This is a genomic window from Rahnella aceris, from assembly GCF_011684115.1.
Lineage (GTDB): Bacteria > Pseudomonadota > Gammaproteobacteria > Enterobacterales > Enterobacteriaceae > Rahnella > Rahnella aceris.
The window spans coordinates 129,921-142,141 of record NZ_JAADJV010000002.1; the positions used below are offsets into that span (position 1 = coordinate 129,921).

The 12,221-nt window shown below is 55.7% G+C and carries 10 protein-coding genes; 4 read left to right on the forward strand and 6 right to left on the reverse strand.

Annotated features, from left to right (window positions below; translation table 11 throughout):
- Positions 1 to 6: 6 nt before the first annotated feature.
- From GW591_RS13055 to GW591_RS13065, 3 genes are read left to right on the forward strand one after another with little or no spacing between them, the layout of a single operon-like run.
- The gene (locus GW591_RS13055) at positions 7 to 804 is read left to right on the forward strand and encodes a fimbrial biogenesis chaperone (RefSeq protein WP_013576917.1); all 798 of its coding nucleotides are present in this window, start codon (positions 7 to 9) and stop codon (positions 802 to 804) included.
- An 18-nt stretch (positions 805 to 822) separates the two neighbouring features.
- The gene (locus GW591_RS13060; protein ID WP_121019722.1) at positions 823 to 3,270 is read left to right on the forward strand and encodes a fimbria/pilus outer membrane usher protein; all 2,448 of its coding nucleotides are present in this window, start codon (positions 823 to 825) and stop codon (positions 3,268 to 3,270) included.
- Positions 3,267 to 4,235, forward strand: coding sequence for a Csu type fimbrial protein (locus GW591_RS13065; protein WP_013576919.1), 969 nt, complete (start codon positions 3,267 to 3,269; stop codon positions 4,233 to 4,235). The genes GW591_RS13060 and GW591_RS13065 overlap by 4 nt, the downstream gene beginning before the upstream one ends.
- Positions 4,236 to 4,291: 56 nt before the next feature.
- Here the strand turns inward: GW591_RS13065 and GW591_RS13070 are convergent, their stop codons facing one another.
- Positions 4,292 to 4,771 carry a cold-shock protein gene (locus tag GW591_RS13070; RefSeq protein ID WP_013576920.1) on the reverse strand — a complete coding sequence of 160 codons (480 nt, stop codon included), beginning with the start codon at positions 4,769 to 4,771 and terminating at the stop codon, positions 4,292 to 4,294.
- 109 nt (positions 4,772 to 4,880) lie between these two features.
- Entirely contained in the window at positions 4,881 to 5,534 is a 654-nt protein-coding gene (alkB, locus tag GW591_RS13075) for a DNA oxidative demethylase AlkB (protein ID WP_119262082.1), read from the reverse strand.
- A gap of 137 nt (positions 5,535 to 5,671) precedes the next feature.
- Between alkB and GW591_RS13080 the strand changes: the two genes are divergently transcribed.
- Entirely contained in the window at positions 5,672 to 6,490 is an 819-nt protein-coding gene (locus GW591_RS13080; protein ID WP_013576922.1) for a shikimate 5-dehydrogenase, read from the forward strand.
- Between the two features lie 61 nt (positions 6,491 to 6,551).
- Here the strand turns inward: GW591_RS13080 and gudD are convergent, their stop codons facing one another.
- From gudD to GW591_RS13100, 4 genes are all read right to left on the reverse strand, one after another.
- Entirely contained in the window at positions 6,552 to 7,889 is a 1,338-nt protein-coding gene (gene gudD / locus GW591_RS13085) for a glucarate dehydratase (protein WP_119262084.1), read from the reverse strand.
- Positions 7,890 to 7,917: 28 nt separating this feature from the next.
- Complete coding sequence (locus GW591_RS13090; RefSeq protein ID WP_013576924.1) at positions 7,918 to 9,261, reverse strand: enolase C-terminal domain-like protein; 1,344 nt, start codon at positions 9,259 to 9,261, stop codon at positions 7,918 to 7,920.
- Complete coding sequence (locus GW591_RS13095; RefSeq protein ID WP_013576925.1) at positions 9,258 to 10,631, reverse strand: MFS transporter; 1,374 nt, start codon at positions 10,629 to 10,631, stop codon at positions 9,258 to 9,260. Before GW591_RS13095 ends, GW591_RS13090 begins: the two co-directional genes overlap by 4 nt.
- 226 nt (positions 10,632 to 10,857) lie before the next feature.
- Positions 10,858 to 12,018: a CdaR family transcriptional regulator gene (locus GW591_RS13100; protein ID WP_013576926.1), complete on the reverse strand. Its 1,161-nt coding sequence runs from the start codon at positions 12,016 to 12,018 to the stop codon at positions 10,858 to 10,860.
- Positions 12,019 to 12,221: the final 203 nt, after the last annotated feature.

Below are 12,221 nucleotides of genomic sequence, written 5' to 3' on the forward strand. Positions count from 1 at the left end.
AAAAATATGAAGACACTGTTTCTACGCCTTTTCACTACCGCCGCATTGCTCGGTGCCTTTCTGTCTTGCGTGAACGCACAGGCTGCCAGTTCGGTGCTGGTCTGGCCGGTCTATCAGATTATTGAATCTGATCAGAACGGATCTGCCCTGTGGCTGGAAAACCGTGGCGCAGAACCGGTGTCCTTGCAGGTGCGCGTACTGGCCTGGAAGCAGGAGAATTTTAACGAGAAGTATGCCGATCAGACCAACGTGGTCGCCAGCCCGCCATTTGCTACCGTGCCACCGGGGCAGCGTCAGTTGATCAGGCTTATCCGCAACACGCCGGTGCCGGCCAATACCGAGCAGGCGTATCGCATCATTATTGATGAAATCCCTTCTCCGCTGAACGACTCCGCGCAGGGGAAGGACAAAGCGGTCGTCGGTCTGCAATTGCAGATGCGTTATTTACTGCCGCTGTTTATGGATGGCGGCAATTTGTGGACCAACGATCGCGCGGATATCAAACGCGACCCTTCCACGGCGACGCGTCCGATCCTCAACTGGCGTACGGTGTCCGAGGGCGGGAAAACCTATTTGCAGGTGGGTAATACCGGCCTCGTCCATGCACGCCTGAGTAACGTTTTCTGGTCGGCGACGGGTAACCAGAAACAAGGCGTAAAAACCATGGTGGGCGGCTTTATGGGTTATGTATTGCCGGGACAACAAATGCGCTGGCCAGTGCCCGCAGGTGTGACGCCAGGGGCGCAACTCAATGCGCAGATTGCCGATAACACCCAACCGATTGTCATTCCACGCGGCCAGTAACAGCAGGAGCCGCAACGAATGACAATCAGACGTCTTCTCCGGGAAGGTCATCAGCGACCGCTTTATTTCCGGAGAAGCCTGTGCCTGATATGCCTGAGTACGTTCAGTGCACAGGCGCAGGAATATTCTTCACTGCCTGATGCCCCGCGTGCGGCACCAGTGGTCACGGACGCCATGTTTTATCTGTCGGTTGTGGTCAATGGTCAGACGGATAATCAGGTCGTGCCGGTGACGTATCGCAATAACGCCTACTTCGTCGAAGCCGGTGTTCTGGCGAAGAATCACATCCACATTAATGGCCGGCAGGGGCTGATCAATGTCGGCGAATTGCCGGACGTAAAAGCCAGATACGATTCGGCCACCCAGCAACTGGTGTTAACGGTGCCAGATGCCTGGCTGCCGAACCAGAATGTCAGCGGCGATCCGCTGATGAATTACACGCCGTCGCAAAGCAGCACCGGCCTGTTGTTTAACTATGATTCGTACTACACCGATCCGCCCGGCGGTGCGAAGTCTGTCGCCACCTGGATGGAGCAACGGTTATTCAGCAGCCTCGGACTGGTCACCAATACCGGCACTTACCGCTACAACATTGATAACGCCGACAACAGCAACGGCGGCCAGACCACGCAGGACGGTTATCTGCGTTACGACACCTTCTGGCGTTTCACCGACGAGAAAAATCTGATCAGCTATCAGGTCGGGGATTTCGTCAGCGATTCCCTGACGTGGAGTAATTCGGCGCGGATGGGCGGCCTGCGTATCAGCCGTAACTTTGGCGTGCGTCCGGATCTGGTGACCTACCCGTTGCTGCAATACAGCGGCACGGCGGCGGTACCGACCACGGTTGATTTGTTTCTGAACGGCTACAAGGCCAGCAGTAATAACCTCAATTCCGGGCCTTTTACCCTGACCAACGTGCCGTATATCAATGGCGCCGGTGAAGCGACGATCGTGACCACCGATGCGGTCGGACGTCAGGTCTCGACCAGCGTGCCGTTTTACGTTTCCAACACGTTGCTGCGCAAAAGCCTCAGCGATTTCGATTTCTCGCTCGGGGCTGTACGTAACAATTATGGCGTCACCAACGGCGACTACTCAGATGCCGCATTCAGCGGGATTTACCGATACGGGCTGAGCGATTACCTGACGCTGTCCGGCCATTCCGAAATCGTACAGGGTCTGGCGCTGGGCGGATTGGGCACCGATATCGCGGTCAGCACCTGGGGCACTCTGAGTGTTTCAGGCAGCCAGAGTAAAGCCGACCGTGCGCGGGGCGAGAACGTGACCGATAAAAAAGACGGCAGCCAATACACGCTGGGCTATTCCTACTATTCGACGGTATTCAGCCTGTCTGCTCTGCGCTCAAAACGCACGGCGGGTTATCAGGACATCACGTCTTACACCAGCGACACGCGGTTAAGCCGTCAGGCAGATCAGGTGACGTTCAGCACGTCGCCGTTCGGGAACGCTAACGGCACGATGGGCATCGGGTATTACGATGTCGAAGCCTATGACAATTCGCATACGCGGCTGGTGAATTTTTCTTACAGCCGCTCGCTGTGGGGACAAAGCAGCATGTTTTTATCCCTCAATAAAACGCTGGGCGATACCGGCTACAGCGCGCAGTTGCAGTTCATCATTCCGATTGGCACCAACATCAATATGAATGCGGGCGTACAGCGCGACAGTGCGGGTAATTATCAGGAGCAAACCGGCGCCAGCAAGGCGACGCCCACCGACGGCGGTCTGGGCTGGAATCTGGCTTACAGCGGCGGCAACAATCCGTATCAGCAGGCCGACGCCACCTGGAAATCCCGCTACGCGACCCTGCAGGGTGGGTTCTACGGCAATCGGGGCGATTACACCCACTGGGCAGATCTGAGCGGATCCGTGGTGTTTATGGCGAACGACTGGTTCCTGTCGGATAAGATCAATGATGCCTTTATCGTGGTGGATACCGATCATTACGCGGATGTTCCCGTGCTGTTCGAGAATCAGAAAATGGGCAAAACCGATAAAAACGGCCACCTGCTGATCCCGACCGTCAGTTCGTATTATCCGGCCAAAGTGGAAATCGACACCCTGCCGCTGCCCGCCGACGTGGTCACCAGTAACGTCAATGACCGCATCGCGGTGAAACAAGGCAGCGGCGTGGTGGTGAAATTCAGCGTCGAGAAAGTGCTGTCCGCCAATATCACCCTGCATGACGCCGCCGGACAGCCGCTGAAACCCGGCACGCTGGTCACGGAACAAAACACAGAACAGACCACCGTCACCGGTTACGACGGGCTGGTGTACTTCTCGCACTTACAGGAAAACAACGTGCTGAATATCCAGACGGAAGATCATTCGCTTTGCCGGGTCAGTTTCACCCTGAACCCTGCCCGTCACAGCATTGAGCAGGTCGGCCCGCTGACATGCCCCGGCGGCACAGCGAAAACAACGGCAGGAGATAAATCATGAGAATTTTCAGGCAGCAGATGCATCGCGGATTATTGCTGATGCTGTTGCTGGGTACAACGTGGTGGGCAAAAGCGGGATGCACGACGGCGCCCGGGAGCATTACGCTGGGCACACAAAACTCGTTTGCAGTCAGTTCATCGCCGCTGATCACCTCAGGGGGCAGCGGATTAAGTTGTACTGGCGGGCTGCTTAACATCGCAGGCACCAATACCATCACCGCGTTTATCGGCGTGACTCAGCATCCCAGCAATTCGCAGCCCAGACTTTACAGCGGGACAACGGGGCAGTATTTACCCTACAGCCTGTGCAAGGATGCCAGCTGCAGTGCCGTTTATAATCAGGGCGATACCATCAGCTGGAGCAGCACCACGGCGCTGGGATTACTCGGCTTGTTTTCCGGCCCCAACAGCACCTTACCTCTCTACGTCCGGCCGGTCGCCATTTCCAATCTGGCCGCAGGCACTTATACCGATGTCATTCCCATCTCATGGACATGGAATATGTGTTCAGTGGCTATCGGCACCTTACTGTGTCTCGCAGACTCCGGTAACGTGTCGGGCAATGTCGCCCTGACGCTCAATGTCACCAATTTCTGTTATATCGACAGCGCGCCCAATGTGGGTTTCGGCAGTGCTGCACTGCCTTCCGGCCTGACCACAGTGGTGGCAAATACTATCAGCGTACGCTGCACCCTGAACGCCAGCTATTCCGTCAACCTGACCAGCAGCGTGCCGGTGTCCGGACAATACCGGCAGATGGCCTCCACCGTCGGCGGCACCACCCGTTATCTGCAATATCAGATATTTAAAGGTGACAGCACGGTATGGACGGCTTCCACCGACAGCAGCGCGACCGGCACCGGCACTTCACAATCGTTTCCGTATACCGCATCCGTAAATCTGGCGCAAAGCAATCAGCCCGCAGGTAACTACAGCGATATGGTGACGGTCACGGTGACGTATTAAGAAAGAAGGGAAAGCAGAACCGGTGCCACGGATGTGCACCGGTTTGAGAAGGGATGTTACAGCGCTTTCAGCGTCTTGACGGTGGCATCCACGTCAATTTCATCTTCAGTGAACACATAGGTGCTGTTCTGGAAAGTGGTGATCAGCAACTTTTTCATGGTGCGCATCTCCGCTTTTTTTTCTTCTTCCTGCGGGCGGATACGGTTCATCAACAATCCGACGGAAAGCACAGCGTTTTCTTTGTCGATTTTGGTTTCAGCAGGAACCTCTTCGTTAAACGCCAGGAAGGATTTGATGCTGGTGATTTTGATACGCTCACCGGCAATAAAGATGTATTTGCTCTCCGGCTCGACTTTCACCGCAAAGGCGGAAAGGCCTTTGTTGTTGGTGGTCGGCTCAAAGGTGACTGCCGCATCTTTTTTAATCAGCTCAGGGTTTGCAACTTTAATCACGTGGAAATAACGGTTATCGCCGTTTTCATCTTTGATAAAACCGAAACCTTTATCTTCAAACCAGGTTGTGATTACGCCGTTCATCGCTTACCGCCTAAGTAATTATTTATTCAACATGTCATTTTTTGCAGGGCGGCAGTGTAAAGCAGAATGCGGACAAAGTCCTGTGCTTTACGGCCTGATGCCCACGGAATTACGTCGCTTTACGGAACGTAAGATTAAACCGGTACGATCCGGTCAGCGGATGCTCGCCCGCTTTCAGTGGCAATACGCCGTGATAACGCAGCCGCGACGGGCCGCCCCACACCACAATATCGCCATGCATCAGCGGCACACGCTGGGTTTTATCACTGCGCTCCATGCCGCCAAACTGGAAAACCGCCGGTAAGCCCAGAGAGACAGAGACGATCGGCTGGCCGAAATCGTGCTCGTCTTTGTCCTGATGCAGGCTCATTTTCGCCCCCGGCTGATAGCGGTTGATCAGACAGGCATCCGGCTCGAAGCCTGCAAAACCCGCCTGGTCCGCCGCGCTCACGGCAAGCGAACGAAACAATTCCGGCATCGGCGGCCATTGCTGATGACTTTCCGGCGAGGTGGCCTGGTAGCGATAACCCGCCCTGTCCGTCACCCAACCGACATCACCGCAATTGGTCATTGCCACCGACATCGCATAACCGCCCGGCGTGGCGCGATACTGAAAAGGCACCAGCCCGGCGATCCGGTCGATTTCCGCCAGCAATGCGACATCCTCTGCCAGCGCCGCACCGCGCAATACCACCGCGCCCGGGCACAGTTCTTCGCGCCAGTTGGGGTGAAAATCGGGGTGATCAAACAAGTCCAAATTCATATCAGCCTCCGTGTTCACGCATCTGTTAAGTATAACAGCCGATTTGAGACAGAGGCAGATTGTCGGGGCGGATCGTTTCAGCTAAGGTTCATTAAGAGGCCGTAAGGTCATAAAGAACATCTTAAAAGGAGAATGAAATGAGTCGGGAAATTAACAAAGACACGCAGTTGTGTATGTCCCTTTCCGGTCGTCCGGGCAATTTCGGTACCCGTTTTCATAACAGCCTTTATCAGGCATTAGACCTGAACTTCGTCTACAAAGCATTTTCCACCCAAGACATCGAAGCCGCGGTGAAAGGCGTACGCGCACTGGGTATTCGCGGCTGCGCGGTCTCGATGCCGTTCAAGGAAGCCTGCATTCCTTTCCTCGATGAGTTGGATCCTTCCGCGACAGCCATTCAGTCGGTGAATACCATCGTCAATGACGACGGCTTCCTGCGCGCCTACAACACGGATTACATCGCGGTCGCCAAACTGCTCGACAGCCATCAGGTGCCGCGTGATGCCGTTTTCGCCCTGCGCGGCAGCGGCGGCATGGGCAAAGCCGTGGTCGCGGCCATTCGTGATGCCGGTTTCAAAAAGGGCTACATCATTGCCCGCAACGAAGCTAACGGCCGTGCGCTGGCGGAAGAATACGGTTATGAATGGAAAGCAGAAGTCGGCGATGTTGCCGTGGATATGGTGGTGAATGTCACGCCAATCGGCATGGCGGGCGGGCCGGAAGTGGATTCACTGGCCTTTGAACCGGCGGTGATTGACCGCGCCAGCATCGTCTTTGACGTCGTCGCGCTGCCGGTAGAAACACCGCTGATCCGCTACGGCCGCGAACACGGCAAGAAAGTGATTACCGGTGCGGAAGTCGCCACACTGCAGGCCGTCGAGCAGTTCGTGCTGTATACCGGTGTACGCCCTTCGGATGAACAGATAGAAAAGGCCGCGGCACACGCACGGGGCTGAGTTTCCTGTCAGAACGTAAAAAGCCTCTCACCGGAGAGGCTTTTTTATAGTTGCATATCACTTACCGCACCAGACACGGTTTTTTCGGATCAAATTTCCAGTCCGGCACCAGGAACTGCATGCCCTGCGCATCGTCACGGGCACCCAGCCCCATGCCTTTGTACAGCTCGTGCGCCTTCATCACCTGATCCATATCCAGCTCAACGCCCAGACCCGGTTGTTCCGGCACGCGCACCTTACCGCCTTTGATCTGCAACGGTTCTTTGGTCAGGCGCTGATTGCCTTCCTGCCAGATCCAGTGCGTATCGATGGCAGTGATTTTACCCGGCGCAGCGGCGGCCACCTGGGTAAACATCGCCAGTGAAATATCAAAGTGATTGTTAGAGTGCGAACCCCAGGTCAGCCCCCATTCGTGGCACATCTGCGCGACGCGAACTGACCCCTGCATCGTCCAGAAGTGCGGATCCGCCAGCGGAATATCCACGGATTTCAGCTGGATGGTATGCCCCATCTGACGCCAGTCGGTGGCGATCATATTAGTGGCCGTCGGCAGGCCGGTTGCCTGACGGAATTCGGCCATCACTTCGCGCCCGGAGAAACCCTGCTCTGCACCGCATGGATCTTCCGCATACGCCAGCACACCGCGCAGTTGTTTGCCGAGCGCAATCGCTTCATTCAGCGACCAGGCACCGTTAGGATCAAGTGTGATCCGCGCCTGCGGGAAGCGTTGCGCCAGCGCCGTCACGGCTTCGGCCTCTTCGCTGCCTGCCAGTACGCCGCCTTTCAGTTTGAAATCATTAAAGCCGTATTTTTCATACGCCGCTTCCGCCAGACGCACCACCGCCGCCGGTGTCAGCGCCTCTTCATGGCGCAGGCGATACCAGTCGCAACTGTCGCCCGGCTGGCTCTGATAGCCCAGTGAGGTTTTGTTGCGGTCGCCGACGTAGAACAGATAGCCGAGCATTTCGACTTCATCACGTTGCTGCCCGTCGCCCAGCAATGATGCCACGGTGACGCCCAGATGCTTGCCGAGCAAGTCCAGCATCGCGGCTTCGATCGCCGTCAAGACGTGGATAGTGGTACGCAAATCAAAAGTCTGCAAACCGCGGCCAGAGGCATCACGGTCGGCGAATTTTTCCCGCACGGCGGTCATCACATTTTTGTATTCACCCAGCGTTTTGCCAATCACCAGCAACGCGGAATCATCCAGCGTCTGACGAATTTTCTCGCCGCCCGGCACTTCACCGACGCCGGTGTTACCGCTGCTGTCCTTGAGGATCAGGATGTTGCGGGTGAAGAAAGGGGCATGTGCGCCGCTGAGATTAAGCAACATGCTGTCGTGCCCGGCCACCGGGATCACCTGCATGGAGACAATTTTAGGTGTAGATGAAGAGGTCATGCTTACTCCTTAGTGAATTCAGATTCCGTTAACCACGCCCCAGTGCCGGGCGCTTGCGATCGAATGTCCAGCCGGGGATCAGATACTGCATCGCGGCGGCATCGTTGCGCGCACCGGTCGGCAGTTTCCGGTGCAGCTCGTGGGCGCGATGGATTTGATCCATGTCGATCTCCACGCCCAGCCCCGGTTTTTCAGGCACTTTGATTTTCCCGTTCACAATTTGCAGCGGCTCTTTGGTCAGGCGCTGGTTGCCTTCCTGCCAGATCCAGTGCGTATCTATCGCCGTCGGCTTACCCGGTACGGCCGCACCGACATGGGTAAACATCGCCAGCGAAATGTCGAAATGGTTATTCGAATGGCAGCCCCACGTCAGACCCCACTCATCGCAAAGTTGTGCGACCCGCACCGCGCCATGCATGGTCCAGAAATGCGGATCCGCCAGCGGAATATCCACCGACTGCAACATCACCGCGTGCTGCATCTCGCGCCAGTTAGTGGCAATCATGTTTGTGGCGACCGGCAAACCGGTAGCACGGCGGAATTCCGCCATCACTTCGCGGCCGGAAAAACCTTGCTCCGCACCGCACGGATCTTCGGCATAGCTGAGGATACCGTGCAGGTCTTTGCACAGGTCGATTGCTTCATCCAGCAGCCACGCGCCGTTCGGATCAACCGTGATCCGCGCATCCGGGAAGCGTTTTGCCAGTGCTTTAACCGCCTCGATCTCCTGCTCGCCCGGCAGCACGCCGCCTTTGAGTTTGAAATCTTTGAAGCCATAGCGATCCTGCGCCGCTTCGGCCAGCCGCACCACCGCCTCACTGTTCATCGCTTCCTGATGACGCAGGTGATACCAGTCGTGATGGCTGCGTTCCCCTTCCTGATACGGCAAATCGGTTTTCTGCCGGTCACCGATATAAAACAGATAACCGAGCACCGTGACTTCGTCGCGCTGTTTGCCCGGCCCGAGCAGTTCACACACCGGCACGCCGAGGAATTTGCCCATCAGATCCAGCAGCGCGGCTTCCAGTGCGGCGACGGCGTTAACGCGCAGTTCGAACGTCCACGCACCTTTACCGAAAGAGTCAAAATCCGATGACTGATTGCCGACGTGGATCTGATGCACCAGCCGGTTCATGCGCGCCACTTCCTGGCCTTTTACCTGAGCAATGGCCTCCACCAGCGTGTTGTAAATCACCTCCCCGCCCGGCGCTTCGCCGACACCGGTGTTCCCGGCGCTGTCCTTGAGGATAACGATATTGCGGGTGAAGTAAGCACCGTGCGCGCCACCAATATTCATCAGCATGCTGTCATGCCCTGCCACAGGAATGACCTGCATATCCGTGATAACCGGTGAGGATTGCGTACTCATCATCTTTCCCCTTTTACTGTGCCTGTACCGTGGTACGGGCGAAGCTGAATACGTTCGATTTTTCCGACAATAAACACGTAACTGACAACGGCGAGCAGTGCGTGGATGCCGACATAAATCAGCGCGCCGTTGAAGGAACCGGTGGTCCCGATAATGTAGCCGATAGCGATCGGCGTGATGATGCCGGAGACGTTACCGAACATGTTGAACAATCCGCCGCTCAGCCCGCTGATTTCTTTCGGTGCGGTATCGGCCATCACCGCCCAGCCCAGCGCCCCCAGACCTTTACCGAAGAAGGCGAATGCCATAATGCCGACCACCATCCATTCGGTATCGACGTAGTTGCAGAAAATCATCGACATCGACAACAGCATACCGATCACAATCGGAGCCTTGCGCGACAGTGTCAGGTTGCTGGTTCTGCGCATCAGCCAGTCGGAGATAATTCCACCCAGTACGCCGCCGAGGAATCCGCAAATCGCCGGTACTGAGGCCACCATGCCCGCTTTAAGTATCGACATACCGCGCGCCTGAACCAGATACACCGGGAACCAGGTGATGAAGAAATAGGTCAGCGCGTTGATGCAGTACTGGCCGATGTAAATGCCAATCATCATGCGGGATTTCAGTAACTGTTTCATCTGGAAGGTTTTTTCGCCTTTTACGACGGCTTTTTTGGTGATTTTCTGATCCATATTGATCAGCGCACCACCGGCTTCCATGTAATCAAGTTCGGCCTGATTTACGCCCGGATGATCTTTCGGATCGTGGATCACTTTCAGCCAGATGAAACTCAGCACGATCCCCAGACCGCCCATGAAGAAGAAGACGTGTGACCAGCCCACTTCGTGCGTCAGCCAGCCCATGATCGGGGCGAAAATAACCGTGGCGAAGTACTGCGCTGAGTTAAAAATAGAGACTGCGGTGCCACGTTCCTGAGCCGGGAACCAGGCTGCGACGATACGGCTGTTGCCGGGGAAGGACGGCGCTTCGGCCAGGCCAACCAGAAAACGTAAAGCAAACAGCGATACCACAATGCCGAAGCCGCTGAAGACATCGACAAAGCCTTGCAGCAGGGTGAATAACGACCAGATGAAAATGCTGTAGAAATAAACTTTTTTCGAACCGAATTTATCGAGCAGCCAGCCACCGGGTATTTGCCCGATGACATACGCCCAGGAAAATGCCGAGAAGATATAACCCATCCCGACGGAATCCAGCCCGATATCTTTGGCCATCGCCGAACCGGCAATGGATAACGTGGCACGATCGCCGTAATTAAATGAGGTGACAATAAATAACATCACCACTATCCAGTAGCGCGCATTAGTTCTTTTTTTGACGGCACTGGCTGCTGAAACGGTAGTTTCCATGGTGTTCTCCGGAATTAATGACAACGCCTCTAAACAGAGATAAAAGTCATTCCATTCACAGAACTGTAGGGTTCAGAGAGGAAGGAACGCAGCCAGTATATGAACAACATTCCCTTTACTCATTGGGCAATCAACCAAGCATAAATAGCCCTTTGCATTTATCCTGAGGCAAATGCCCAGCGACGTGCGAGTTGTTTCACAAAAAATGAAACGGCTGTGATGGCGGTCACAGATGGTTGTTATCTAATTGCAGGGCCACGTACAGCAATAAACGATCGTCGAAGTTCCCCAGATCCAGGCCGGTTAATTCCGAGATACGGTTGAGGCGATATTCCAGCGTATTACGATGAATATACAGTGCCTTAGACGTAGCGGTCGGCTGAACATTATGGTGGAACCACGACGTCAGTGTGCGGCGCAGTAATCCGTTGCCATCCGTCGCTTTCAGACGCGCCAGCGGACGCACCAGTTCATCGGCCTGCCAGCCGCCACGCAGGCTGTCGAGCAGCACGGGTAAGATCAGATCCTGATAGAAGTAACACCGCTGTTCCGGCATCCGCTGTTTGCCCACACTCATGGTGGTACGTGCGGTGCGATAAGAACGGGCGATGCTGCCAGGGCCGGTAAAAAAGTTGCCAAGGGAAATGCGCACGCGCAGACGACCGGTTTCGGTCATGCGCGACAGCAGATGATCAATGCGCTGGCGGTGGCCCTCCGGATCCCAGCGATCGTAGCTGTTCAGGGCCGGTTTCAGCACCACCATTTCGGTGAGGGAAACGATAGCGATCAGGTTGTCACGCTCCGGCGTGGTCAGTAAAGTTTGCAGTTGTTGCAGTTCTGCCATGGCAGAGTCGACGCCGAGCTGGCCGCTGTCGACTTCCACCACCGCCGCGACACGTGGCCGGTTGAGGTCGATGCCCAGACGCTGCGCCCACTCCATCAGCGCCGGAGACAGTTCATCCACACGAATCAGGTTAAGCACCAGTTCTTCCCGCAGACGGCTGTCCTGCGCCAGCATGTGCAGCAGACGCGCCTGTTCGAGCATCATTTCGGCGGTCATACACACCAGCTCGCCATACTGACGCAACTGGGACGGATTGCCCGTCAGGCCGATAACGCCCACGATCTGACCATCGATACGCAACGGCAGGTTGATGCCCGGACGTACACCGTGCAAATGCCGTGCAACGCCCTCGTCGATGTCGACAATGCGCTCCTGCGAAATCGCCAGCAGTGCGCCTTCGTGCAATTCACCAAGACGCTGATCATCGCCGCTGCCGATAATCCGTCCGCGACCATCCATGACATTCACATTACTATCAATAATTTGCATTGTGCGGGCAACAATTTGTTGCGCCAGCTTTGCATCGAGATGATATGCCGACATGGAACCCCTGCCTTGCTGTTTTATCGTTGTTAAAACAGCATACTCAGGCCGCGATGCCCATACATTATGCAAATGCCCAAAGAGCGAAAGCACCTATTGAAGTTGCGGGGAATATCACATTTTTAAGCAAATGCCCAACCGGCCCGGCAAAATCCACATGATTGATGAGAGTCCCTGAAAGACAGGCAAAAAAAAGCACGCCG

Excerpts from the sequence above, each read along its gene's own strand:
- GW591_RS13055 (WP_013576917.1), top strand. The coding sequence starts at position 7 with ATGAAGACACTGTTTCTACGCCTTTTCACTACCGCCGCATTGCTCGGT.
- GW591_RS13060 (WP_121019722.1), top strand. The coding sequence starts at position 823 with ATGACAATCAGACGTCTTCTCCGGGAAGGTCATCAGCGACCGCTTTAT.
- GW591_RS13065 (WP_013576919.1), top strand. The coding sequence starts at position 3,267 with ATGAGAATTTTCAGGCAGCAGATGCATCGCGGATTATTGCTGATGCTG.
- GW591_RS13070 (WP_013576920.1), bottom strand. The coding sequence starts at position 4,771 with ATGAACGGCGTAATCACAACCTGGTTTGAAGATAAAGGTTTCGGTTTT.
- alkB (WP_119262082.1), bottom strand. The coding sequence starts at position 5,534 with ATGAATTTGGACTTGTTTGATCACCCCGATTTTCACCCCAACTGGCGC.
- GW591_RS13080 (WP_013576922.1), top strand. The coding sequence starts at position 5,672 with ATGAGTCGGGAAATTAACAAAGACACGCAGTTGTGTATGTCCCTTTCC.
- gudD (WP_119262084.1), bottom strand. The coding sequence starts at position 7,889 with ATGACCTCTTCATCTACACCTAAAATTGTCTCCATGCAGGTGATCCCG.
- GW591_RS13090 (WP_013576924.1), bottom strand. The coding sequence starts at position 9,261 with ATGATGAGTACGCAATCCTCACCGGTTATCACGGATATGCAGGTCATT.
- GW591_RS13095 (WP_013576925.1), bottom strand. The coding sequence starts at position 10,631 with ATGGAAACTACCGTTTCAGCAGCCAGTGCCGTCAAAAAAAGAACTAAT.
- GW591_RS13100 (WP_013576926.1), bottom strand. The coding sequence starts at position 12,018 with ATGTCGGCATATCATCTCGATGCAAAGCTGGCGCAACAAATTGTTGCC.